This window comes from Citrobacter sp. CK198 (genome assembly GCF_030333295.1).
Taxonomy (GTDB): domain Bacteria; phylum Pseudomonadota; class Gammaproteobacteria; order Enterobacterales; family Enterobacteriaceae; genus Citrobacter_B; species Citrobacter_B koseri.
Genome location: NZ_JAOWGE010000030.1, coordinates 21,943 through 45,671, shown reverse-complemented (window position 1 = coordinate 45,671; position 23,729 = coordinate 21,943). Strand labels below are relative to the sequence as shown.

Annotated in this window: 21 protein-coding genes; 8 read left to right on the top strand and 13 right to left on the bottom strand. The window is 53.2% G+C overall.

From position 1 onward, the window contains the following. Positions 1 to 48: 48 nt before the first annotated feature. Together OGY62_RS09120 and sad are read right to left on the bottom strand one after the other, a co-directional pair. Positions 49 to 1,638 (bottom strand): methyl-accepting chemotaxis protein, encoded by a 1,590-nt coding sequence (locus OGY62_RS09120; RefSeq protein WP_047457125.1) that lies wholly within the window; start codon positions 1,636 to 1,638, stop codon positions 49 to 51. 102 nt (positions 1,639 to 1,740) lie between these two features. Beyond that, entirely contained in the window at positions 1,741 to 3,129 is a 1,389-nt protein-coding gene (gene sad / locus OGY62_RS09115; protein WP_286459620.1) for a succinate-semialdehyde dehydrogenase, read from the bottom strand. Positions 3,130 to 3,233: 104 nt separating this feature from the next. Here sad and ptrR point away from each other — a divergent pair, with 104 nt between their 5' ends. The 3 genes from ptrR to OGY62_RS09100 all read left to right on the top strand — a co-directional run bounded on the left by ptrR (position 3,234) and on the right by OGY62_RS09100 (position 6,484). Continuing rightward, entirely contained in the window at positions 3,234 to 4,100 is an 867-nt protein-coding gene (ptrR, locus tag OGY62_RS09110; protein WP_047457132.1) for a putrescine utilization regulator PtrR, read from the top strand. Positions 4,101 to 4,181: 81 nt separating this feature from the next. Further along, entirely contained in the window at positions 4,182 to 5,126 is a 945-nt protein-coding gene (locus OGY62_RS09105; RefSeq protein ID WP_049011690.1) for an L-lactate dehydrogenase, read from the top strand. Positions 5,127 to 5,290: 164 nt separating this feature from the next. Next, positions 5,291 to 6,484, top strand: a complete 1,194-nt coding sequence (locus OGY62_RS09100; RefSeq protein WP_012132421.1) for a sugar transporter — start codon at positions 5,291 to 5,293, stop codon at positions 6,482 to 6,484. A gap of 658 nt (positions 6,485 to 7,142) precedes the next feature. Here the strand turns inward: OGY62_RS09100 and OGY62_RS09095 are convergent. Beyond that, the gene (locus OGY62_RS09095) at positions 7,143 to 7,808 is read right to left on the bottom strand and encodes a MarC family NAAT transporter (protein ID WP_012132423.1); all 666 of its coding nucleotides are present in this window, start codon (positions 7,806 to 7,808) and stop codon (positions 7,143 to 7,145) included. Positions 7,809 to 8,058: 250 nt separating this feature from the next. Between OGY62_RS09095 and marR the strand changes: the two genes are divergently transcribed. Genes marR through marB form a run of 3 tightly spaced genes read left to right on the top strand, consistent with a single transcriptional unit; the run spans position 8,059 to position 9,144 of the window. Further along, the gene (marR, locus tag OGY62_RS09090; protein ID WP_012132424.1) at positions 8,059 to 8,493 is read left to right on the top strand and encodes a multiple antibiotic resistance transcriptional regulator MarR; all 435 of its coding nucleotides are present in this window, start codon (positions 8,059 to 8,061) and stop codon (positions 8,491 to 8,493) included. Between the two features lie 18 nt (positions 8,494 to 8,511). Beyond that, positions 8,512 to 8,895, top strand: a complete 384-nt coding sequence (gene marA / locus OGY62_RS09085) for an MDR efflux pump AcrAB transcriptional activator MarA (RefSeq protein ID WP_024130339.1) — start codon at positions 8,512 to 8,514, stop codon at positions 8,893 to 8,895. Between the two features lie 30 nt (positions 8,896 to 8,925). Next, a complete protein-coding gene (gene marB / locus OGY62_RS09080) occupies positions 8,926 to 9,144 on the top strand; it encodes a multiple antibiotic resistance protein MarB (protein ID WP_110494266.1) in 219 nt (72 codons plus the stop codon). A 32-nt stretch (positions 9,145 to 9,176) separates the two neighbouring features. Here marB and eamA read toward each other — a convergent pair whose 3' ends face one another. Then, complete coding sequence (gene eamA / locus OGY62_RS09075) at positions 9,177 to 10,076, bottom strand: O-acetylserine/cysteine exporter (RefSeq protein WP_047457143.1); 900 nt, start codon at positions 10,074 to 10,076, stop codon at positions 9,177 to 9,179. Positions 10,077 to 10,271: 195 nt separating this feature from the next. Between eamA and ydeE the strand changes: the two genes are divergently transcribed. After that, positions 10,272 to 11,459: an efflux MFS transporter YdeE gene (gene ydeE / locus OGY62_RS09070; protein WP_286459619.1), complete on the top strand. Its 1,188-nt coding sequence runs from the start codon at positions 10,272 to 10,274 to the stop codon at positions 11,457 to 11,459. A gap of 46 nt (positions 11,460 to 11,505) precedes the next feature. Here the strand turns inward: ydeE and urtE are convergent, their stop codons facing one another. From urtE to OGY62_RS09040, 6 genes are all read right to left on the bottom strand, one after another. After that, positions 11,506 to 12,204, bottom strand: coding sequence for an urea ABC transporter ATP-binding subunit UrtE (urtE, locus tag OGY62_RS09065; protein WP_200076313.1), 699 nt, complete (start codon positions 12,202 to 12,204; stop codon positions 11,506 to 11,508). Positions 12,205 to 12,213: 9 nt separating this feature from the next. Then, positions 12,214 to 13,011: an urea ABC transporter ATP-binding protein UrtD gene (urtD, locus tag OGY62_RS09060; RefSeq protein WP_024130341.1), complete on the bottom strand. Its 798-nt coding sequence runs from the start codon at positions 13,009 to 13,011 to the stop codon at positions 12,214 to 12,216. Next, positions 13,011 to 14,084: an urea ABC transporter permease subunit UrtC gene (gene urtC / locus OGY62_RS09055; protein WP_012132433.1), complete on the bottom strand. Its 1,074-nt coding sequence runs from the start codon at positions 14,082 to 14,084 to the stop codon at positions 13,011 to 13,013. The genes urtD and urtC overlap by 1 nt, the downstream gene beginning before the upstream one ends. Further along, positions 14,084 to 15,658 carry an urea ABC transporter permease subunit UrtB gene (urtB, locus tag OGY62_RS09050; protein ID WP_286459618.1) on the bottom strand — a complete coding sequence of 525 codons (1,575 nt, stop codon included), beginning with the start codon at positions 15,656 to 15,658 and terminating at the stop codon, positions 14,084 to 14,086. The genes urtC and urtB overlap by 1 nt, the downstream gene beginning before the upstream one ends. Before the next feature lie 44 nt (positions 15,659 to 15,702). Then, positions 15,703 to 16,974: an urea ABC transporter substrate-binding protein gene (gene urtA / locus OGY62_RS09045; protein ID WP_012132435.1), complete on the bottom strand. Its 1,272-nt coding sequence runs from the start codon at positions 16,972 to 16,974 to the stop codon at positions 15,703 to 15,705. Between the two features lie 263 nt (positions 16,975 to 17,237). After that, positions 17,238 to 18,341 (bottom strand): cobalamin-independent methionine synthase II family protein, encoded by a 1,104-nt coding sequence (locus OGY62_RS09040; RefSeq protein WP_012132436.1) that lies wholly within the window; start codon positions 18,339 to 18,341, stop codon positions 17,238 to 17,240. Between the two features lie 329 nt (positions 18,342 to 18,670). Between OGY62_RS09040 and mgtS the strand changes: the two genes are divergently transcribed. Continuing rightward, entirely contained in the window at positions 18,671 to 18,766 is a 96-nt protein-coding gene (gene mgtS, locus OGY62_RS09035; protein ID WP_000901367.1) for a protein MgtS, read from the top strand. A 332-nt stretch (positions 18,767 to 19,098) separates the two neighbouring features. Here mgtS and OGY62_RS09030 read toward each other — a convergent pair whose 3' ends face one another. The 3 genes from OGY62_RS09030 to dcp all read right to left on the bottom strand — a co-directional run bounded on the left by OGY62_RS09030 (position 19,099) and on the right by dcp (position 23,596). Continuing rightward, positions 19,099 to 19,989, bottom strand: a complete 891-nt coding sequence (locus tag OGY62_RS09030) for a diguanylate cyclase (RefSeq protein WP_047457159.1) — start codon at positions 19,987 to 19,989, stop codon at positions 19,099 to 19,101. 182 nt (positions 19,990 to 20,171) lie between these two features. Further along, a complete protein-coding gene (locus OGY62_RS09025; protein WP_286459617.1) occupies positions 20,172 to 21,350 on the bottom strand; it encodes a serine hydrolase domain-containing protein in 1,179 nt (392 codons plus the stop codon). A gap of 200 nt (positions 21,351 to 21,550) precedes the next feature. Then, the gene (gene dcp, locus OGY62_RS09020) at positions 21,551 to 23,596 is read right to left on the bottom strand and encodes a peptidyl-dipeptidase Dcp (protein WP_286459615.1); all 2,046 of its coding nucleotides are present in this window, start codon (positions 23,594 to 23,596) and stop codon (positions 21,551 to 21,553) included. Positions 23,597 to 23,729 lie beyond the last annotated feature (133 nt).

The window sequence follows — 23,729 nt, the reverse complement described above, 5'->3', positions numbered from 1 at the left end:
CGCAGGTCTGAAAAGGCCTGCGAGTATAACAGAGCTGAATGTGCGGCGTCAGGCAGAAAGACGAAATCGCGCCACCGCGTTCAGAAGCTGATGAGATTCATGATGCAGTTGCAGCGATGACGCCGATGCGGTATTTACCAGGCTGCTGGTCTCTTGCGCCGCACGGTTAAGCGCCTGTAGCTGCCCCGTCATCTGGTGGATGCTGTCCCCCTGGCTTAACGTGGCGCCAGAGATGTCATTCAACAGTATGCCCAGATTGTCTACTAACGAAATCACCTGCTGTAAATTTTCTTCCAGACGATTAACCGCATGTGAACCCTCCTCGATTCCCTGCAAGGAGTGGTGGATAAGTTCCTGTATGTTCTGCGTGGACTGGCTGCTTTTACGGGCCAGCAGCCCCACTTCTTTTGCCACCACGGCAAATCCGCGACCTTGTTCTCCGGCATGGGCCGCTTCGATAGCCGCGTTCAGCGCCAGGATATTGGTCTGGAACGCGACGCTGTCAATCAGAGAGATGATCCCGCGCATTTCTGACGATCGCTCAACAATCGCCTGCATCGAACGGTTAACGGTCTCCATCATACGATCGCCGCCAGCCGCTACCTGACGCGCCTCGGCTGCACGTTGATTAGCCAGTCTGGCAAAGCCGCTATTGTCCTCGACATGCGTTTCCAGAAACGAGATATGCGAGGTGACACTACTTAACTCTTCGCTCTGTTTCGCCGATTGCTGATAAAGCTGTTTGTTGCTCTGCGCAAGCTGATCGATGTTGCCGACCATTGCGGTGGTGGCATCACTCACCTGCTGCACCAGTTGCCTCAGCCCCTGTTGCATCGCATCAATGCGTGAACTGAGTTGCGCGACCTCGCGGTTAAACCCGCTCACCTTCGGCATCGGTTCGGACAGATCGCCTGCGGCCAGAATATTAATATGGGCGATCAGGCGACGCAGCGGAGAAATAACCCAACGAGACATGCCGCTCCAGACCAGCAGGGCAATCACCACCAGCACAAACGGGATGAACAAAAAGAGGTGCTGCAACCCTTCCAGGCTGGCAATCAGCTGCTGCCTGCCGCCCTCTGTCTGACGCCCGCTCTCTTGCTGAAAGCGGGCATAATTTTCATTGAAATCTGTCTGAAACGCCTGAACAGGAACAGCAAAGAACGCGTCGATGGCGTTAGTTTGACTCAAACCATCCGCCTGTTCCTGAATACCACTATAAAAACGCTGATAACTCTCAATCAGGCCGTCGTCTTTATGAGGAGCCATTGCAAGCCAGGCATCCCAGGCCGTTTTTGACTCTACCAGCGCCTGCTGAGCTTCATCCATCAACGGGCGCCAGCTGCCTTCTGATCCCGTTGCGGCATCCTGCATAAAGTAAACGCCCGCCCGGTTCAGCAGATCGCTTGCGGACAACAGCGCTACCCTCGCCTCATCCACCTTCGTTTGTTGCAGCAGTGCCTGCTGGTTACGTTGTTCGTTGCGCTGAGCGTCTCGCACGGAAAACGACAGCATCAGGGATGACGCAACCTGCAAAATAGAAAACAGCGCGATAATGCAAAATATTCCCGTTAACAGACCAAACTGGCGGGGAGTGAAACGACGAATTAAGCCTCGAAAAATTTGCGTTAAGTTCATGATATTCTTCTGTATCAATGCGTTATGCGCGAGTGTACGGAGAGAAAATGACAGAACTATTGCAGTAATGTGACATGGCGCCTCAAGAAGACGCCAGAATGATCACAGACGGTTTTTCCAGACAGTTTGTACGTTGCAAAACTCATGCAGGCCAAAATGGGAGAGCTCGCGACCAAAGCCGCTTTTCTTCACGCCGCCAAATGCCACACGCGGATCGCTGGCGCTGTATCCATTGATAAACACCCCGCCGCATTCCAGGCGCGATGCCATCTCCTGAGCCAGTGCATCACGCGCAGTGAACAGCGTCGCCGACAACCCAAAGTCGCTGTCATTAGCCAGTTGCAAGGCATGTTCGGCGTTCTTCGCCACGGTAATCGCCGCCACGGGCCCAAACAACTCCTGACGAAACGCCGTCATCTCAGGCGTCACATCGCCCAGAACCGTAACGGCATAATAGTTGCCTTCCCCGGCGAGCTTTTCACCGCCCAGTAATAAACGCGCGCCTTCTGCTATTGATGCCTCCACTTGCTGATGCAGCTCATCCCGTAGATCAAAACGCGCCATAGGGCCGAGATCGTTCTCTTCCGCCAGCGGATCGCCCATTTTCAGTGCGCCAGCGGCGGCAACAAACCGTTCAGTAAATTCCCCGGCAATCCCCTCTTCAACAATAAAGCGCTTCGCCGCCGCGCATACCTGCCCGGTATTTTGATAGCGACCGGCGACAGCGGCTTTAACAGCCAGATCCAGGTCGGCATCGTTAAGAACGATAAACGGATCGGAACCGCCCAGTTCAAGCACGCATTTTTTCAGCGCAGCCCCGGCCTGCGCACCAATCGCGGCCCCGGCACGCACGCTGCCCGTTACCGTCACGGCGGCAATACGGGGATCGTTAATCATCTGGCTAACGCCGTCGTTACTGACATTTACCCAGCCATAAACGCCCGCCGGAATATCGGCATCGGCGAAGATCTGCGCAATACGTTCAGCGCAACCGATCACATTCGGCGCATGTTTTAGTAAATAGCCGTTACCCGCCAGCAGGATGGGAATCGCCCCACGTAATACCTGCCAGAGCGGAAAGTTCCACGGCATGACCGCCAGTATTGTCCCCAGCGGACGATATGCAATCACCGCCTGCTGATTTTCCACCAGCGTCGGTTCCGGGTTAAGCATCGCGGGGCCATGTTCTGCATACCAGTCACAGAGCGCCGCAGATTTCGCCACCTCGGCGCGCGCCTGCCGGATCGGTTTTCCCATCTCACGGGAAATACTGTGCGCCATCTCTTCTGTACGGTTACGCAGCGCTTGCCCGATATCGCGAAGTTTCTGCGCCCGGTATGCCACCGTCGTGCGTTTCCATTCCTCAAATCCACGGGCAGCCAGAGTAAGTGCATTTTCAATATCATCAGCGCTGGCCCACGGCATCATCGCCAGCGTTTCACCGGTTGTCGGGTCCACGGAAATCGCATGTGTAGCAGGTGTCATCGTCATCGGTTTGTCTCTCTACGTTGCGGGATATGCCTGCATAATGGGCGCATTTACTCTTTCTGAAAAATGAATAATATTAAGCACTGCGTTCACAAAAAGAGAAAACTATGGATCTGACTCAGCTGGAAATGTTCAATGCCGTGGCCGAAACCGGCAGTATTACGCAGGCGGCGGCGAAGGTGCATCGCGTCCCGTCGAACCTCACTACGCGAATCCGCCAGCTTGAGGCCGATCTTGGCGTGGATCTGTTTATTCGTGAAAGTCAGCGGCTGCGCCTTTCTCCCGCCGGACATAACTTTCTGCGCTACAGCCAGCAGATCCTGGCGCTGGTTGATGAAGCGCGAATGGTGGTCGCCGGTGATGAACCTCAGGGACTGTTTTCACTCGGCGCGCTGGAAAGCACCGCAGCAGTACGCATCCCGGCCACGCTTGCAGGGTACAATCAGCGTTACCCCAAAATTCAGTTCGCCCTCTCTACCGGGCCTTCCGGGACAATGCTCGAAGGCGTTCTGGAAGGCAGACTTAACGCAGCGTTTGTTGATGGCCCGATTACTCATCCGGGTCTTGAAGGTATGCCGGTATACCGTGAAGAGATGATGATTGTCGCCCCTCATGGGCATTCCCCCGTACGGCGGGCAAAAGACGTGAATGGCAGCAATATCTACGCCTTTCGCGCAAACTGCTCTTATCGCCGTCACTTTGAAAGCTGGTTTCATGCCGATCGCGCGATGCCCGGCACCATTCATGAAATGGAGTCGTACCACGGCATGCTGGCGTGCGTTATCGCCGGAGCGGGCATCGCGCTGATCCCTCGTACCATGCTGGAAAGTATGCCCGGGCATCATCAGGTCGAAGCCTGGCCGTTGAGCGAAGAGTGGCGATGGCTGGACACCTGGCTTGTGTGGCGTCGCGGGGCAATGACCCGTCAACTGGACGCGTTTATCGCCCTGCTGAATCCGTCCTCGCAGCCATAGCATTATCCTATGGGTTTGGGGCTACGCCTGCCGGGAGAAGCGTTTTATACTGCGCAAGACGAAAACGGATATGGAACAGTCATGAACACCAAAGCGCGTAAAGTGATGATCATTGGGGCAGGTAATGTTGGCGCATCAGCAGCTTACGCTCTGCTCAATCAGAATATTTGTGAAGAACTGATTCTGGTCGATTTGAACAGAGATCGTTCGGAAGGCCATGCTTTGGATCTCGCCGACGCAGCGGCCTATATGCCGGGGATGATGACCATTTCCACCCGGGAGGCGCGTGAATGCGCCGATGTCGATATCGCCGTGATTACCGTTTCCGGCGGCGCATTAAAACCTGGGCAAACACGGCTTGATGAGCTGAACAACACTGCGCGGATTGTACAAAAGATCGTGCCGGAAATGATGGATGGCGGCTTTAACGGCATCTTTCTTATCGCCACCAATCCTTGCGATATCATTACCTGGCAGGTATGGACGCTATCAGGCCTGCCGCGCAGCCAGGTAATCGGCACCGGCGTCTGGCTGGACACCACCCGTTTGCGGCGCGCGCTGGCGCAGGAACTGGATATCGGCGCGCAAAGCATCGATGCCTTTATTCTGGGGGAGCATGGCGATACGCAATTCCCGGTCTGGTCCCACTCCTCCGTCTACGGTTCTCCGATTGCGGATGTTTATCAACGCCGTACGGGTAAAATCCTGGACGTCGAGGCGATGGCGGAAAAAGTGCGCAAACATGGGTTTGAAATCTATAACCGCAAAGGCTGCACTGAATATGGTATTGCCGGAACCATTGCGGAAATTTGCCGGAACGTCTTCACCGGAAGCCATCGGGCGCTGGCCATCTCCTGCGTACTGGAGGGGGAATACGGCGTTGACGGCGTCGCTATCGGCGTACCGGCGGTGCTGACTCAAAGCGGTGTTCAACAAATTATCGAATTACAGTTAGCCGATGATGAGCTGGCGAAATTCAGATACTCCGCCGAAGTCATCAAAGCGAATATCGCAAAACTCCCCTGAATACGGTGTCCGGGATGATTTCCATACCCGGACGCCATTTCGTTTGTTTCATCAATCGGCTCACCAACGATAATGAGACATACATCACAAAATGATTGTATTTTCGCCAGCAAACGTTTTAAGATCGTGACCTCGCCTTTTCGCAACTAACCCGATTTACTCTTATGACAACAAACACTGTTTCCCGCAAGGTCGCGTGGCTACGGGTAGTTACGCTTGCTATTGCCGCTTTTATTTTCAATACCACAGAGTTTGTCCCTGTTGGCTTACTGTCGGACATCGCCCGAAGTTTTGCTATGCCGACCGCGCAGGTCGGGATTATGCTGACGATCTATGCCTGGGTTGTGGCGCTGATGTCGTTGCCCTTTATGTTGCTGACCAGCCAGGTTGAGCGGCGTAAGCTGCTAATCTGCCTGTTTGTTCTCTTCATTGCCAGCCATGTGCTCTCCTTCCTGGCATGGAATTTTACCGTGCTGGTGATCAGCCGCATCGGGATCGCATTTGCACACGCCGTCTTCTGGTCTATTACCGCTTCGCTGGCCATTCGCCTTGCGCCGCCAGGCAAACGCGCGCAGGCACTGAGTCTGATCGCCACCGGAACCGCGCTGGCGATGGTGCTGGGGCTGCCTATCGGGCGTATCGTTGGTCAATACTTCGGCTGGCGAACAACGTTCTTCGCCATTGGTATAGGGGCGTTAATCACGCTGGTATGCCTGATCAAACTGCTACCGAAATTGCCCAGCGAACATTCTGGGTCACTAAAAAGCCTGCCGCTGCTGTTCCGTCGCCCGGCGCTAATGAGTATTTATTTACTGACGGTCGTGGTGGTCACCGCACACTATACGGCATACAGCTATATTGAACCGTTTGTACAAACGGTGGCGGGTCTGAGCGCAAACTTTGCCACGGTATTACTGCTGATCCTCGGCGGCGCCGGGATTATCGGCAGCGTGGTATTCGGCAAACTGGGTAATCAGTACGCCTCGCCGCTTATCAGCATTGCCATTATGCTGCTGGTGATTTGCCTGATGCTCCTGCTGCCCGCAGCAGACAGCGAAAGCCATCTTGCCGTGCTGAGTATTTTCTGGGGTATCGCCATTATGGTGATAGGCCTGGGGATGCAGGTGAAAGTCCTGGCACTGGCGCCGGACGCCACCGATGTGGCAATGGCGCTGTTCTCAGGCATTTTTAATATTGGCATTGGCGCTGGCGCATTGGTGGGGAATCAGGTGAGTTTACACTGGTCGATGTCCACTATTGGCTACGTCGGCGCAGTGCCAGCCCTGGCGGCGCTGGTGTGGTCGATCATTATCTTTCGCCGCTGGCCTGTTTCACTGGAAGAGCAGCCGCAGCATTGAAGTAAAACCCCAATAAAATGACTTTTTTATAAAGGGCCAGAGCAGGTAAGTTCTGGCCCTTTACTCGTTTCTTATCAATGTTACTTAATGAACGATAAGATCAGTTGCAATGATGCAACGATGAACTCAAGAACCACAATAATCGTGCTTAAGATATTCACCACGCTTTCTTCCTCTTAAAGAGGAATGCGATTACTCCGGCTTAGCCTCTCCTTGCCCGTCCACCGAAGATCAAGTGTGTTAAGTTTGGTTTATCGCATTCTTGGCCCAGGCGCTCGCAGGTACCACCCCGTAAGCCAGGACTTAGAAACTTTTTTTGCACAGGAGCAAAAGCCAGTAAAACGATAATCAACACACCTGCGCAGTATAACCTTCCCCGAAAAACGCATCAACACAATGATTTTTATACATTAATTCACAGGGTGTATATAAAAACATAAATAATTCAGCACCGAATATAAGACGGCTTAGCGATGTAATCATTAACGGTTAGATTTGTATGATGGCCTGATGTGGCGTAAGATAATGCGCGTGTTAAGTTTGGTTTATCGCACTTTTTATAAGTGCTGAAGCCTTTCCTGAATTAATGACTGGCTTCAAAAATAAAAACCACCGCTACCAACGGTGGTTTTTATTTTTTCAGGGCAACACATGTCACTTAATGGTAAGTCTTAATAATTTCCAGCACGCCGTTAATGATAAACTGCACGCCCATACAGACCAGTAAGAAGCCCATCAGGCGGGAAATAGCTTCAATTCCCCCCTTGCCGACCAGACGCATAATCGCCCCTGAACTGCGCAGAGAACCCCACAGAATCACTGACACCGCCAGAAAAATAAGCGGTGGTGCCACCAGAATAACCCAGCCGGGAAAATCGACGCCGTGACGTACGGTAGAGGCCGAACTGATGATCATCGCGATCGTCCCCGGCCCTGCGGTGCTCGGCATCGCCAGCGGAACAAAAGCGATATTGGCAGAAGGCTCATCCTCCAGCTCTTCTGACTTGCTTTTCGCCTCCGGCGATTCGTGCGCCTTCTGCTGCGGGAACAACATCCGAAAGCCGATAAAGGCGACAATCAGCCCACCCGCAATGCGCAAACCGGGGATGGAAATTCCAAAGGTGTTCATCACCAGTTGACCGGCGTAATACGCAACCATCATGATGGCGAACACATACACGGAGGCCATCAGCGACTGACGGTTACGCTCCGCGCTGTTCATATTACCGGCCAGGCCTAAAAACAACGCCACCGTGGTTAGCGGGTTCGCCAAAGGCAGCAGGACAACCAGCCCAAGCCCTATCGCTTTAAACAAATCCATCATAATGCCATCTCTTCCCCATCAAGCTCGTTGTAAGCGGCAAGTATAAAGGGAAAACGCGGCGTTTCGCCATTAAGCATTCATTATGCCGAATAAGCATAACCAGTAATTATTATTAATAAATTACCCCGTGATGCAGCCCCTGCACTGACGCGTTTTAGCAAATCGTGGCATCCCCTTATTCATTCGATTGACTTATATTTGCCTGGGCAATAGTATCTGCCGTGACTAACTACTTGCCGGGGCAACCATTGTGAAAAGCACCAGTGACCTATTCAACGAAATCATCCCGCTGGGTCGCTTGATCTACATGGTCAATCAGAAAAAAGATCGTCTGTTGAACGACTATCTGTCGCCGCTGGATATCACCGCATCGCAGTTTAAGGTGCTCTGTTCTATCCGTTGCGCGGTATGCATTACCCCGGTCGAGCTGAAGAAAGTGCTGTCTGTCGATCTCGGCGCATTGACGCGCATGCTTGATCGGCTGGTCTGTAAAGGCTGGATCGAAAGACTGCCAAATCCACATGACAAACGCGGCGTGCTGGTGAAACTCACCGAACACGGCGCGGCAATTTGTGAGCAATGTCATCAGTTAGTAGGACAAGACCTGCACCAGGAACTAACAAAAAACTTAACGGCGGATGAAGTGGCAACACTTGAGCTTTTGCTTAAGAAAATCCTGCCGTAAACAGAAAGAGGTATGACGATGTCCAGACGCAATACTGACGCTATTACCATTCATAGCATTTTGGACTGGATCGAAGATAACCTGGAATCGCCGCTCTCACTGGAAAAAGTGTCAGAGCGTTCAGGTTACTCCAAATGGCACCTGCAACGGATGTTTAAAAAAGAGACCGGTCACTCATTAGGCCAGTACATCCGCAGTCGCAAAATGACTGAAATAGCCCAGAAATTAAAAGAAAGTAACGAACCGATCCTGTACCTGGCGGAACGTTATGGCTTTGAGTCACAGCAGACGCTGACCCGGACATTTAAAAACTATTTCGACGTTCCACCGCATAAGTACCGTATTACCAATATGCATGGCGAATCCCGGTATTTGCATCCACTCAACCATTGTAATTGCTAATCGCCTGTTAATGACGTAATCGAGGAAATCATGAAATCTCTGTCTTCCGCAATGCTGGCTGTGCTGCTTGTCGTCTCTGGCCCAAGCATTGCGGAGCAAACCGCACAACCTGGAACACAAAATAATCGCGATGCGATGGTCATGCCGTCTGCGCATGACCAGTCGCCATTCGATTTCAATCATATGGGTGCGGGAAGCGATAAATCCGACGAATTAGGCGTACCGTATTACAACGGACACAGCCTGTAATTCGTTTTTGCCCCGCCACTGCGGGGCTTTTTTTATCCCCTTACCTGCGCCGCTTTGCGCAGCCGAAAACCAAACACGTTGATGTACAAACCCGCCATAATCAGCACCGCGCCAAGAAACTGTAACCCGGTAAGCGTCTCATTGAGCAACACGGCCGCGCTGGCCAACCCCACGACCGGCACCAGCAAAGACAGCGGCGCCACGCGCCAGGTTTCATAGCGTCCGAGCAACGTTCCCCAGATCCCGTAACCGACAATCGTGGCGACAAACGCCAGATACACCAGCGATAAAATCGTCGTCATATCAATCGCGATCAGGCTCTGAACCATCTGCGCAGAACCATCCAGAATCAAAGAGGCCAGAAAGAAGGGAATAATCGGGATCAGCGCACTCCAGACCACCAGCGACATCACCGCCGGGCGAGTGGCATGTTGCATGATCTTCTTATTGAAAATATTCCCGCACGCCCAGCAGAACGCCGCCGCCAGCGTTAACATAAACCCGAGCATCGCAATATGTTGCCCATTGAGGCTGGCTTCTATCAGCAGCAGAACGCCAAACACCGCCAGCGCGATACCGGCCACCTGTTTGCCCTGCAAGCGCTCGCCGAACGCAAACGCGCCCAGTACGATGGTAAAAAACGCCTGCGCCTGTAGCACCAGTGACGCCAGCCCGGCAGGCATTCCGAATTTAATCGCACAAAAGAGAAACGCGAATTGACCAAAACTGATGGTCAGGCCGTAGCCGAGTAACAGCGACAGCGGGATTTTCGGGCGCGCAACGAAGAAGATAGCCGGAAACGCGACCAGCAAAAAACGTAATCCCGCCAGCATCAGCGGCGGCATATTGTGCAGCCCGACTTTGATGACGACAAAGTTAAGCCCCCACACCACCACGACCAGTAACGCCAATAACCCGTCTTTACGCGACATACCACGGCCCCTGCAAATATTAAATTTTTGTAAACAAGTTAAGTTAACGGAAATCATCGCCCCGGAACAGATCATTAATTCAGGTAGGGCGGGACGAGCACTTTCGAACAACATCCCGGGTATACATCACACTTTTGCCGTGCTATTGCTTTAAATCACCAATAAATATAATGAAACGCATTGTCGGGCAGGAAAATGAACACAACGCTGAGACGCTCCACCCTCGCTTTACTCGCCTCATCACTGTTATTGACCATTGGGCGCGGCGCCACGCTTCCTTTCATGACGATCTATCTTAACCGCCAGTACGATCTGAGCGTCGATCTGATCGGCTATGCCATGACGGTAGCGTTAACCATCGGCGTGATTTTCAGCCTGGGTTTCGGCATCCTCGCGGATAAATTCGATAAAAAGCGCTATATGCTTCTGGCAATTTCGGCGTTCTTGCTGGGCTTTATCGCCATCCCCCTGGTGCACAGCGTCACGCTGGTGGTGCTGCTTTTCGCCCTGATAAACTGCGCCTACTCCGTCTTTGCCACCGTGTTGAAAGCCTGGTTTGCCGACAATCTTTCCGCCACAACCAGGAGCAAAATATTTTCCCTCAACTATACCGTGCTCAATATTGGCTGGACCGTCGGGCCGCCGCTTGGCACCCTGCTGGTCATGCAAAGCATCAACCTGCCGTTCTGGCTTGCGGCCATTTGCTCTGCTTTCCCGCTGGTGTTTATCCAGACCTGGGTGAAGCGCGCAGAGACGCCCGTTGAAGGAACAACGGCGTCAGTCTGGTCGCCATCGGTGCTGTTACGCGATAAAGCCCTGCTCTGGTTTACCCTGTCGGCCTTCCTGGCGTCATTTGTCAGCGGCGCGTTCGCCTCATGTATTTCCCAGTATGTCATGGTCGTCGCGAACGGTAATTTTGCCGAAAAAGTGGTGGCTGTCGTACTCCCCGTCAACGCGGCGATTGTTGTCAGCCTGCAATATGCCGTAGGCCGTCGGTTAACGACCGCAAATATCAGACCCTCGATGGCGGCCGGCACAATCTGTTTCGTGGCTGGGCTGGTTGGTTTTATGATTTCAGGAAACAGCCTGCTGCTCTGGGGGCTCTCCGCCGCCGTATTTACCATTGGCGAGGTTATTTATGCCCCGGGCGAATATATGCTGATCGATAACATTGCTCCGGCGGGGATGAAAGCAAGCTACTTCTCAGCGCAGTCGCTTGGCTGGCTCGGCGCGGCGGTCAACCCGCTGGTCAGCGGCGTGATCCTCACCACCTTGCCCGCCTGGTCCCTGTTTGTGGTGCTGATCGTTGCGATTATTCTTGCCTGGGCGCTGATGCTAAAAGGGATGCGGGCCAGACCCTGGGGGCAGCCCGCAATGTGCTGACGGCACGCCAGACTGTGCCGGATAACGTCCGGTACAGTCCCGGAACTCAGATCGCGACCAGACCGCGGACGCCCTCCGCTTCCATATTCTCGCCCCTGCCGCTCTGAATAATGCTTCCCCGCGACATCAATAAGTAGTGATCCGCCAGTTGGGCGGCAAAATCATAGAACTGCTCCACCAGCAAAATCGCCATATCCCCCTGACGCGCCAGATGTGCAATCACCTGCCCAATCTCTTTGATCACCGACGGCTGTATCCCTTCGGTCGGTTCATCCAGAATTAACAGCTGAGGACGGCAGGCCAGCGCCCGGCCAATTGCCAACTGCTGCTGTTGCCCCCCGGAAAGATCGCCCCCTCGCCGGAGCTTCATCTCTTTAAGCACCGGAAAAAGCGCGTAAATATCATCCGGCACCTGTTTTGCATCGCGGGCGGAAAAACGCGACAGCCCCAACAACAGGTTTTCCTCTACCGTCAGGCGAGGAAAAATCTCCCGCCCTTGCGGCACATAGGCGACACCGGCCCGCACGCGCTGATGCGGTTTACGCTGGGTGATGTTCTTCCCCTGCCAGACCACATTGCCGGTGCGTGCCGGGATTAACCCCATCAGACACTTCAGTAAGGTGGTTTTTCCCACGCCGTTACGCCCAAGCAAACAGGTTACTTCGCCAATGCGGGCCTCAAAACTTACCCCGCGCAGGATATGACTGCCGCCGTAATATTGATTCAGTTCATTCACCTGTAACATCCGTCCTCCCTATCGCCCGAGGTAAACTTCAATAACCTGTTCATTGGCCTGGACGTCGCGCAGGCTCCCTTCCGCCAGCACGCGCCCCTGATGCAAAACGGTAACATGGTCGGCAATGGTTTCGACAAACCCCATGTCATGCTCCACCACCATCAGCGAGTGTTTCCCCGCCAGAGTGCGAAACAGCTCGGCGGTATACTCCGTTTCCGCGTCCGTCATCCCCGCCGCAGGTTCATCCAGCAACAGCAGGTGCGGCTCCTGTACCAGCAGCATACCGATTTCCAGAAACTGCTTTTGTCCGTGCGAAAGCAGCCCGGCGCGACGCCCACGCTCCGCGCCCAGACGCAATAACCCGAGCATCTCGTCAATGCGATCCCGCTGTTCGCCCGAGAGGCGCGCTCTTAACGTGGCCCAGACGGATTTATCCTCTTTCATCGCCAGTTCCAGATTCTCCTCCACCGTCAGGGCCTCAAACACGGTCGGTTTCTGAAATTTACGCCCAATGCCCTGGCGGGCAATCGCAATAGGATCGAGCGAAGTTAAGTCCGTGGACTGATCGTAAATCGCGCGTCCGCTTTGCGGCCGGGTTTTACCGGTAATAACATCCATTAAGGTGGTTTTTCCGGCGCCATTAGGGCCAATAACGCAGCGCAATTCCCCTACGCCAATGTTCAGGGTTAAATCCGTCAGCGCCTGGAAGCCGTCAAAATTGACGTTGATCCCTTCCAGTTGCAGAACCGGGTCTGTTTGATCGCGAAAACGATCCCCCGGCAACTGGCGGGTAAAAAGTCCGTCATCCGGTTGCATCATTTTTCTCCTTTGCGAAACAGACCAATGACGCCGCGCGGTAAAAACAGCGTAACGCCAATAAAGATCAGGCCGAGAAACAGCTGCCAGTACTCCGGCATAATCACCGTAAACAGACTTTTAGCGCCGTTCACCAGCACTGCGCCAAACACCGGGCCAATTAAGGTGCCGCGCCCGCCCAGCGCGACCCAGATGGCCGCTTCAATAGAGTTGGTCGGCGACATTTCGCTGGGGTTAATGATGCCGACCTGAGGAACGTACAGAGCGCCCGCCAGACCGCACAGAACAGCGGAGAGCGTCCATACCAGCAGTTTGAAGCCACGCGGATCGTACCCACAAAACATCAGGCGATTTTCCGCATCGCGCACGGCGGTCAGAACGCGGCCAAACTTACTGCGTGCAAGGAGATACCCCAGCCACAGCGCCAGCACCAGTAATATGACGGTCGCGAGAAACAGCGCTACGCGCGTGGAGGTCGCCGCAACAGGGAAGCCCAGCAACGTGGTAAACCCCGTAAACCCGTTATTGCCGCCAAACCCGGTTTCGTTACGGAAAAACAGCAGCATGCCTGCGAACGTCAGCGCCTGGGTCATAATGGAAAAATAGACGCCTTTGATTTTTGAGCGAAAGGCAAAATAGCCGAACACCAGCGCCAACAGTCCCGGAACCAGCACGACCAGCAGCATCGCCCAGGCGAAGTGCTGCGTTCCCCACCAGAACCACGGTAATTCACTCCAGGAGAGGAAAGACATAAACGCGGGAAGTCCGTCGCCAGAGGCCTGACGCATCAGATACATTCCCATCGCATACCCGCCCAGCGCGAAGAAAATACCGTGCCCCAGCGACAGCATTCCGGCATACCCCCACACCAGATCCAGCGCCACAGCGACAATGGCGTAACAGAGGATCTTCCCGGCCAGCGTTAACACCCAGACCGGGACAGCCAGCGGGTGATCCGCAGGCAGCAGCGCCAGAAAAGGCAGAATCAGCAGCGCCGCCAGCAGGCAAAGGCCAAAAACCTGGACAGTACGCGGCGCTCTACGCGCCAGTGTTAATGTCATTGGCATGGTCATTAATCAATAACCCTCCCTTTCAACGCAAACAATCCCTGAGGCCGTTTCTGGATAAACAGAACGATCGCAATCAGAATGACGATTTTGCCCAGCACCGCGCCCATTTGCGGTTCCAGAATCTTATTGAAGATACCCAACCCAAATGCGGCGGCCACGCTTCCCGCCAGTTGTCCGACGCCACCGAGCACCACCACTAAAAATGAATCAATAATGTATCCCTGACCCAGTTCCGGCCCGACGTTGCCCAGTTGCGACAAGGCCACGCCGCCCAATCCGGCGATCCCCGACCCGAGGCCAAACGCCAGCATGTCCACGCGCCCCGTCGGCACGCCGCAACACGCCGCCATACTGCGGTTCTGCGTTACCGCGCGAACGCGCATCCCGAGGCGGGTTTTATTCAGCAATAGCCAGGTGAAAAACAGCACCAGCATGGCGAACCCCAGCACCATGATACGGTTCCAGGGCAATATCAGGTTGGCATAGACCTGCACCCCGCCAGAAAGCCACGCAGGGTTGGCAACCTCCAGGTTTTGCGCGCCAAAGGTCATGCGTACCAGTTGGATCAGCATCAGGCTAATCCCCCAGGTCGCCAGCAGCGTTTCGAGAGGACGACCATAAAGATGGCGAATAATGCCGCGCTCCAGCGCCATTCCAGTTCCGGCAGCGATCAGGAAGGCAACCGGCAACGCCACAACGGGATAAAACGCCAGCCACTGTGGCATGAACTGCCCCATAAACTGCTGAACCATCCATGTGCTGTACGCGCCAAGCATCAGCATTTCACCGTGCGCCATATTGATTACGCCCAGTAATCCATAGGTGATCGCCAGCCCCAGGGCCGCCAGCAGCAGAATCGATCCCAGCGACAGCCCCATAAATGCCTGCCCCAGGAGATCGCCAATCACCATCCGCTGCGCGATTGCGTTCAGGCTTTCTGTCGCGGCCTCACGAACACGCACATCCGGTTCATGTTCAGCATCCGTAAAGGGTTGCAGGCGTGATTGCGTTTCCGGGTCGCCCGACTGCCCCAGTAGGACAATCGCCTGACGCCGGACGTCAGCGGAAGGACTCACCAGTTGCAGGTTAGCCAGCGCAATCTCCAGACGTGATGTCACTTCGCTTTCCGTTTCCTGCGCCAGCCGCTGCTGTAAAAGCGGCAGCATCGCGGGCGTGGCCTCCCGCTGTAACAGGCTGGCGGCAGCAGCTCTTTCCGTGACATTGTCACTTAATAGTTGATGCGTGGCTAACGCCCCACTGACCAGGTTTCGCAGACGGTTAGTCAGACGAACTTTTTTCAGTTCGCCATCGGGCGCGGCGACAGCGCCGAGCGGCAGAACCTGCGTACCCTGCCGAATGAAAGCGTGCTTTGCGCTATCAGTCAGCACATTCTCACGCGCTAATGCGTTCAACAAAGACAAACGCTGCGCCTCAGGCGTGATGGCCCATTGTTCTAATAACGTCGCCTGTTGCGCCCGGCTGGCGCCAACAAACACATCAGCATCGGTTGCCTGCACGATCCACGGCACCAGCCACGTCATTAGCAACACACCCCGAATAAAGCGCATGGCTTTCATGAAAGTGTTCTCCAGAATGTGCCCTCCCGCAGGAGGGCAAAAGATCAGTTGCTGGCGGTTTTAACAGGCTGGTCTGATTTTTTATCGTTACCGGCGATAAACGGGCTCCAGGGCTGGGCGCGAACCGGTTCGTCGGTTTGCCATACCACATTGAACTGGCCGTTATCTTCAATTTCGCCAATCATGACGGGTTTATGCAGATGGTGGTTGGTGGCGTCCATCGTCAGGGTAAAGCCAGACGGCGCAGCGAAGGATTGCCCCGCCATCGCCTCGCGGACTTTATCGACGTCGGTCGTACCGGCTTTTTCTACTGCCTGCGCCCACATATGCAGGCCCACATAGGTCGCTTCCATCGGATCGTTGGTCACGACGGTGTCGGCATTCGGCAGCTTATGCGCTTTGGCGTATGCCCGGTAATCCGCAACGAATTTCTGGTTAGTGGGGTTGTCGACAGATTCAAAATAGTTCCACGCCGCCAGGTTGCCCACCAGCGGTCTGGTATCGATACCGCGCAACTCCTCTTCACCGACCGAGAATGCCACGACCGGCACGTCTGTCGCTTTTATCCCCTGATTCGCCAGCTCTTTGTAGAACGGAACATTTGAGTCACCGTTAATGGTAGAGACCACCGCCGTTTTGCCGCCCGCAGAGAATTTTTTGATATTGGCGACAATAGTCTGGTAGTCGCTGTGTCCGAACGGGGTATACACCTCTTCAATATCTTTATCCTCGACGCCTTTGGCATGCAGCCAGGCGCGAAGGATCTTATTGGTGGTACGAGGATAGACATAATCGGTTCCCAGCAGGAAAAAGCGTTTCGCGCTGCCGCCGTCTTCACTCATCAGATACTCGACAGCCGGAATAGCCTGCTGATTTGGCGCTGCGCCGGTATAGAAAACATTCGGCGATAACTCTTCCCCTTCGTATTGCACAGGGTAAAACAGCAGCCCGTTTAACTCTTCAAATACCGGCAACACCGATTTACGCGATACCGACGTCCAGCAGCCAAACACGACCGCGACTTTATCCTGGCTCAGCAGCTGACGCGCTTTCTCTGCAAACAACGGCCAGTTTGAGGCCGGGTCAACCACCACCGGTTCCAGCTTTTTGCCCAGCACGCCGCCTTTAGCATTGATCTCATCAATCGTCATCAACGCCATATCTTTAAGCGGGGTTTCCGAAATGGCCATCGTGCCGGATAGCGAATGCATGATGCCGACCTTAATCGTATCGGCCGCCTGAACGCTAAAGCTCAGCCCCATCGCAACCACCGAGGCGGACAGTGCAAAGGCTTTTAATAATGTACGACGCTGCATAGTTTCACTCCTGAAATTAAGCTTGCTGGAAGTCCCGGTGCAACCGGACGGGCAAATGGTGCAAATTAAGGATGTTCAGAAGTGATAAGGCAAAATCGATGCCAGATTTTTAAATGTCTATAAATATCAATTTATTAACCGGCAACAGGGCTGAAAAAAGAAAATCGGAAACCACAAGGCGGGAAATACAACGAGGAAAATGATCCAGAATGAAACAGCGTTGCATTACGAATGTGCAACGCTGTGTAACAAAGAGAGGCAACTTACCAGACCTGACTGGCGATTTCGGTGATGAGGCGTACTTTGCCCCATTGCTGGGCTTCCGTCAGCGTATTCCCCTCTTCCGTGGAGGCAAATCCACACTGTGGGCTAAGGCAGATCTGCTCTTTTGCGACATAGCGCTCTGCCTCCTGCAAGCGGGCTTTCACCCCTTCCGGGTTTTCCAGCTCGCCGTTTTTCGTGGTCACCAGACCCAGAACCACCTGCTGACGTCCGGGCCGAACAAAGCGCAGCGGCGCGAAATCACCGGAGCGATCGTTATCATATTCCAGGAAAAACGCATCAACGTTCACCGTGCCGAACAACACTTCCGCCACCGGTTCATAGCCCCCTTCAGAGATCCACGTCGAACGGAAATTTCCCCTGCAAACATGCAGCCCGACCGTCAGATCGGCTGGTTTATCCTCCAGCGCACGGTTAATCACGCGGGCATAAATCTGCGCCAGCTCGTCAGGATCGTCACCCCGCTCACGAATCTGCTGACGTTGCTGGTCGGAGCACAAGTAAGCCCAGACGGTGTCATCCAATTGCAGATAACGACAGCCAGCTTCATAAAAAGCATGAATCGCATCGCGCCAGGTGGTAGCTAAATCATCGAAATAAGCGTCCAGATGCGGATAAACGGTAGCATCGATATCTTTGCGCCCGCCACGGAAATGCAGCACGCTGGGGGATGGAATGGTCATTTTGGGCTCGGCTGCACCGCTAATGCTTTTCAGATAGCGGAAGTCTTCCAGCATAGGGTGATCGCCAAACCCCAGTTTTCCGGTAACGCGCACGCCGTGCGCTTTTGTCTGCACGCCATTAAACTGGATCCCCTTCTCAGCGTCATAGCGTTCAACGCCTTGCAGTCCATCGAAGAAATCAAAATGCCACCAGGCGCGGCGAAACTCGCCATCCGTGACGACATGCAGCCCGCAGGCACACTGCTGCTCCACAACGGTGCGGATAGCGTCATCTTCTACCGCGCGCAATTGTTGCGCCGTTATCTCGCCGCATGCGAATTGCAAACGAGCTTGTTTGATCGTGTCCGGGCGTAAAAAACTGCCGACGATGTCTGCGCGAAACGGGGCCTGTTGTTTTTGCATGTGATCTCCTTATTCACCCGGCGTTAGTTGCCTGACGTGATAATTTATCATTTGAAGTTTAGACTTCTGGATGGCTATGCGTCTAAAAATGACATGCAACCTGCTCACTGACAACCGAGAAAAATTCATCACTCTTGAAATAAATTCACATTGCCTCATCGTTTTGTGACGCTTTTTCATAGTCTGAAATCCCATACCGGAAAAATCCTGACGTTAACGTTGAAATAATCACCTAATTCAGCATTTGTTTAGATTTAATCTGCTACTATGGGTGCTCATGAGGTGAATTAAGGTAAGAGAGGAAACACACAAATAAAAGGAGGCATTATATGCTGGGTAATATGAACGTTTTCATGGCCGTTCTGGGAATTATTTTATTTTCTGGTTTTCTGGCCGCGTATTTCAGTCATAAATGGGATGATTAATGAACGGAGATAGCTCCTCACCGACAAGGCCCCTTGTAGCGTAACTGCACAAGGGGCCATTTTTTTACCCGCCCGGCAGACAGACAAAAAAAACCGCCGGATAAACCAGCGGTGAATGCTTGCATGGATAGATTTGTGTTTTTACCTTATGCGTTATCAGGCAATTCCCTGCGCAGATAACGGATCGTTGACCATCCTGACACAGACAATATCAATGAAGGTTAAACAACATAGAACTAAACCAGCAAAACCGGTGTTTCGCGTTTCCATCCCTTTGCACACTTATGTCAGTGAATAACCGGTTATGTAAAGAGCGTGCCGTTCGGCTCATGTTACACACGCGTGATTTGCTGATCTTTGTCCATAAACATGCAGCGATTCCTTCCGGTTTGTTTACCCCGGTACATTGCCCTGTCTGCGCGTCCGATGACGACATCCAGCGGCTCTCCCTGCTGCGCCTGGGTAATGCCCGCAGTTACCGTTATCGAGAGTTCTCCGTCAGGGTAGTTAATCGGATTATCCGCCACTAGCTGGCAGATACGTAACCCTGCCCGACAGGCCTGTTCATCCGTTTTTGTACGGATGATAATCACAAACTCCTCCCCGCCATAGCGGTAAGGCGTTTCATCGTAGCGCGTCCAGACGGATAAATTCGACGCCAGGGTGCGCAGCACGCTATCACCGACCAGATGACCATAGTTGTCATTGACCAATTTAAAGCGGTCAATATCAAAAAGCAGCAAATATAAATTAAGCGGTTGCGCATCAATAAGCTGACGATCGAAAGATTCATCAAGGACTCTGCGACCGGGTAATCCGGTTAATATATCCATATTGCTGCGAATATTGAGCAGATATATTTTGTAGTCCATCACCGCCGAGGTAAATGCTAATAACGCTTCCTGAAAGCTGTCAAAATGGTGATCTTCCGAACGTTTCTCCGCGATCGCCCGCAGTAATTCCCGACCTCGTGTATGCATGTGTTCATGAGCAATAATAATCTTGATAACAAAGCCCTTTTCTTCAGGTTCGTGTACCGGATGATTATTTAGCCATTGGCTGAACTGACACAGACAGTGAGAATTGATATCGAAAATATCGGGTTGATTGACATCGCCAGACACTGTGCAACGAAACATTTTCACCAGCCACTGATAGTGGGCATCAATAGACTGGTTCAGATCTAACAAGATGGTATCGATTTCTATCGTTTTTTTAATCATTGCCGCTCCTTGGGCATACATCCTTGATGTACCGTAGTCTAGCGGTACAAAAGCAAATTTATGTCAATTTATTAATAGAAGGCCGAGCCAGGAAATGGAGAATCTATAACGCTATGATTTTAAAGTGGTAATAAAGGAAAAAAGTGAATAATCCTGGAATATTTGCAATGCACTTAACATCTTTAATCGCCCTTCCCCTGCTGCGCCAGGCGAGTCAGGATCGTCTGACCGATATAATTACTCCAGTTGAAACTATTTTGCAAAACCACTACCGCGTTGCGATTTCTTTTATCAAACCCAATATAGCTGGAATACCCACCAATATATCCGACCTGATAGGTGATCTTTTGCGCAGAAAACTCATCACTCACCCACGCAATATTCGCTGCTTCTTTCTGTCGATAATAATAAGTCTGTGTGGCTTCAGCAAAAGCCAGATCGATGGCCGAAACGGTTGTGGATGTAAAATGCGCGCGGGCATAATTAGCCAGATCGCGGGCGCTACTGTATAAACTTGCCGCCCCCATCATATTTTTGTTAAAAACCCAGTCTGGCGTCAGATGGCCACGGGTAATGAGCTTAGGCTGATCGCCAGCATGGCCCAGCGCTCTTCGCGGGTATGCCTTCAATAACATGGGCGTATAACTGCTGTTTGTCATCGCCAGTGGTTCAAATATCATGCGTTGCGCCAGCGCCTGGATCGGCTCTCCCGTTCTGCGCTGCAAAATATACCCCAGGATGGCGTAGCCGATGTTGGAATACTGCGGAACGCGCGCGTCCGGCGCAGTAAAATCACTGAGATAACCCAGCACGGCGTCGCTGTCCAGTTGCGTATAAAAGTTCTCGCCGTTACTGAAATAGCGCATTAAGTTTTCCAGCGTCAGCAAATCCATAGGCTGCCGGGGCAAACCGGAAGTGTGAGTCACCAACTGGAGGAGCGTAATATTTTTGGCGTCAGGGCTTAAAGGTGTATTCTGTGGAAGCAACGTTTCCAGTGTATCCGTCCAGTTAAACACCCCTTCATCCACCAGCATCGTCGTCACTTCTGCCGTCACGCCTTTACTCAGCGAGCCTAAAGCGAACAGCGTATCTGGCGTGATGGGATAACGATTTTTATCATCGGTTATCCCATAACTGTGAAATTCTGCCGGGCCATTATTCTGAATAACAGCAACAACGACGCCAGTCACCTCTTTTTCCCGCATATATTGCCGAATCATCGGATCAATACCGCGCCCGTAGTATCCCACCACAACTTGCGCGCTTTTTTGCGCAGGCATATCCAGCTGTGAAAGCGTACTGTTGCCACACCCGATGAGCGCAAATAAGGATACGCAGAGCATCTGGTGTTTAATTTTCATTGTTCTCATCAGTTCTGATTCACAGACACAACAAGTTTTTTCTCAAACAAAGAGAAAAGCGGAAGAGAATACGAACACATGAAAACAGGGGCCCCGGATAAAAAGAAGCCCGCATTGTACACCAGTATCCCGGCGGCTTACTTAACATTGACAAAAAATCAGAGCGTTGCCTGATAAACATTCAGGCAGCGCCCTTGCGCTTAGCGGTCTAAACCCCGGTGTTTTAACATGGGTTCGATACGCGGTTCATGACCCCGCCACGCCGGGTAGAGGCGTTCCAGGTCCGTACTGTTGCCGCGTGACAAGATGGCATCACGGAAACGCTGTCCGTTCTCACGCGTTAACCCTCCCTGTTCAACAAACCACTGGTAGCCGTCGTCTGCCAGCATTTGCGTCCACAAATAGGCGTAATAGCCTGCCGCATACCCGCCACCGAAAATATGGGCGAAATAGCTGCTCCGGTAGCGCGGCGGCACTGCCGGAAGATCGAGTTCTTCCGCCGCCAGCGCCTGCTGTTCAAAGAGATCGACCGACTGCGATGCCGAAAAGGTTTCAAGACTGTGCCAGCGCATATCCAGCAATGCGGCGCTGAGCAGTTCCGTCATGTCATAGCCTTTGTTAAACAGGCTTGCCCGCCGCATTTTTTCCTGCAACGCTTCAGGCATTTTTTCACCCGTCCCGACGTGGCGCGCATAGCGTTCGAACACCTGCGGATGACTCGCCCAGTGCTCATTAATCTGCGAAGGAAATTCGACAAAATCGCGCGGGGTGTTCGTCCCCGACAGCGTCGCATAGCGCTGTGTCGCAAACAGGCCGTGCAGCGTATGACCAAATTCATGGAACAAGGTGATCACATCATCCCAAAGCAGCAATGCGGGCTGCCCTGCCGCTGGCTTCTGGTAATTACAGACGTTGTAGATAACCGGTCTGGTTTCGTTAAGCGTGGATTGTTCAATAAAATTGCCCATCCATGCGCCGCCGCTTTTTGACTCGCGGGCAAAGAAATCACCATAAAACAACGCCAGACCGACGCCATCATGATCGAAAATTTCCCAGACGCGCACATCAGGATGGTAAACCGGGATATCAAAGCGCTCGATAAACTTAATGCCGAACAGCTGGTTTGCCGTCCAGAACACGCCGTCGTTCAGTACCGTATCTAACGCAAAGTAAGGTTTGAGCTGCGCTTCATCCAGCGCGTATTTTCCACGGCGTACCTGCTCAGCATAGTACGCCCAGTCCCACGCCTGGGTCGTGAATCCTCCCTGCTCATCATCGATCACTTTCTGGATCTCAGCCTGCTCATCCAGCGCGCGCTGACGCGCGGCCGGAACAATGGCGCGCATAAAAGCGAGCGCCGCGTCAGGCGTTTTCGCCATCTGATCGGCGGTTTTCCAGGCGGCATAACTGGCAAACCCGAGTAATGTTGCCTGCCGGGTACGGATGTCCACCAGACGCTGAACAATCGCACGCGTGTCGTTGGCGTCGTTCTTTTCCGCACGAGTCCATGCGGCGTTGAACAGATTTTCACGGGTCTGGCGATCGCGTAAAACGGCCAGTGTCGGTTGTTGTGTGGTATTGAGAAGCGGAATAAGCCAGCGATCCGCCAGCCCTTTTTCCCTGGCGGCATCAGCGGCAAGAGCGACCTCCTCCTGGCTCAATCCGTCCAGTTGATGGCGATAATCAACCACCATCCCACCGGATTTATTCGCCGCCAACAGCCGCTGATTAAACTGGCTGGTCAGCGTGGCGGATTCGGTATTCAGGCTCCTGAGCTGCGCTTTATCGTCATCGCCAAGCTGCGCGCCGGAAAGTACAAAACGCTGGTGGATAATCTCCACAAGACGCAACGACTCGGCATCCAGCGCCAGCGTCTCCCGCTGTCGCCAGACCGCATCCACACGCGCAAAGAGCGTACTGTTGAGATAAATATCATTTGCCAGCGCCGCCAGTTCAGCGGAAAAGGCTTCATCAAGGCGCTGTAATTCGTCATTGGTATGCGCCGCCGTCATGGCGAAAAACACGCTTGTCACACGGGTGAGCAACGCGCCGCTTTGCTCCTGCGCCAGATACGTGTTCTCAAAATCAGGCGCCTGCGGGTTTTGGACAATCGCATCAATTTCAGCGCGCTTTTGCCGCATCCCTTCGTCAAACGCCGGGCGGTAATGGCGGTCTTCAATCAGATCAAAACGCGGGGCCTGGTAAGGCAATACGCTCTGGCTAAAGAATGGATTCGTTAACGACATTTTTCACTCCTGCAAACGATTTGTTCATTAGAGTAGGTCTCCCTTGAAATGACCGCAATCCCATTAACGAGGATTACCCCTGAACAGAGATGGCGTGCTATGGTAATACAACACAAAAAGCGTTGAGGAACAG

Excerpts from the sequence above, each read along its gene's own strand:
- OGY62_RS09120 (WP_047457125.1), bottom strand. The coding sequence starts at position 1,638 with ATGAACTTAACGCAAATTTTTCGAGGCTTAATTCGTCGTTTCACTCCC.
- sad (WP_286459620.1), bottom strand. The coding sequence starts at position 3,129 with ATGACGATGACACCTGCTACACATGCGATTTCCGTGGACCCGACAACC.
- ptrR (WP_047457132.1), top strand. The coding sequence starts at position 3,234 with ATGGATCTGACTCAGCTGGAAATGTTCAATGCCGTGGCCGAAACCGGC.
- OGY62_RS09105 (WP_049011690.1), top strand. The coding sequence starts at position 4,182 with ATGAACACCAAAGCGCGTAAAGTGATGATCATTGGGGCAGGTAATGTT.
- OGY62_RS09100 (WP_012132421.1), top strand. The coding sequence starts at position 5,291 with ATGACAACAAACACTGTTTCCCGCAAGGTCGCGTGGCTACGGGTAGTT.
- OGY62_RS09095 (WP_012132423.1), bottom strand. The coding sequence starts at position 7,808 with ATGATGGATTTGTTTAAAGCGATAGGGCTTGGGCTGGTTGTCCTGCTG.
- marA (WP_024130339.1), top strand. The coding sequence starts at position 8,512 with ATGTCCAGACGCAATACTGACGCTATTACCATTCATAGCATTTTGGAC.
- marB (WP_110494266.1), top strand. The coding sequence starts at position 8,926 with ATGAAATCTCTGTCTTCCGCAATGCTGGCTGTGCTGCTTGTCGTCTCT.
- eamA (WP_047457143.1), bottom strand. The coding sequence starts at position 10,076 with ATGTCGCGTAAAGACGGGTTATTGGCGTTACTGGTCGTGGTGGTGTGG.
- ydeE (WP_286459619.1), top strand. The coding sequence starts at position 10,272 with ATGAACACAACGCTGAGACGCTCCACCCTCGCTTTACTCGCCTCATCA.
- urtE (WP_200076313.1), bottom strand. The coding sequence starts at position 12,204 with ATGTTACAGGTGAATGAACTGAATCAATATTACGGCGGCAGTCATATC.
- urtD (WP_024130341.1), bottom strand. The coding sequence starts at position 13,011 with ATGCAACCGGATGACGGACTTTTTACCCGCCAGTTGCCGGGGGATCGT.
- urtC (WP_012132433.1), bottom strand. The coding sequence starts at position 14,084 with ATGACCATGCCAATGACATTAACACTGGCGCGTAGAGCGCCGCGTACT.
- urtB (WP_286459618.1), bottom strand. The coding sequence starts at position 15,658 with ATGAAAGCCATGCGCTTTATTCGGGGTGTGTTGCTAATGACGTGGCTG.
- urtA (WP_012132435.1), bottom strand. The coding sequence starts at position 16,974 with ATGCAGCGTCGTACATTATTAAAAGCCTTTGCACTGTCCGCCTCGGTG.
- OGY62_RS09040 (WP_012132436.1), bottom strand. The coding sequence starts at position 18,341 with ATGCAAAAACAACAGGCCCCGTTTCGCGCAGACATCGTCGGCAGTTTT.
- mgtS (WP_000901367.1), top strand. The coding sequence starts at position 18,671 with ATGCTGGGTAATATGAACGTTTTCATGGCCGTTCTGGGAATTATTTTA.
- OGY62_RS09030 (WP_047457159.1), bottom strand. The coding sequence starts at position 19,989 with ATGATTAAAAAAACGATAGAAATCGATACCATCTTGTTAGATCTGAAC.
- OGY62_RS09025 (WP_286459617.1), bottom strand. The coding sequence starts at position 21,350 with ATGAAAATTAAACACCAGATGCTCTGCGTATCCTTATTTGCGCTCATC.
- dcp (WP_286459615.1), bottom strand. The coding sequence starts at position 23,596 with ATGTCGTTAACGAATCCATTCTTTAGCCAGAGCGTATTGCCTTACCAG.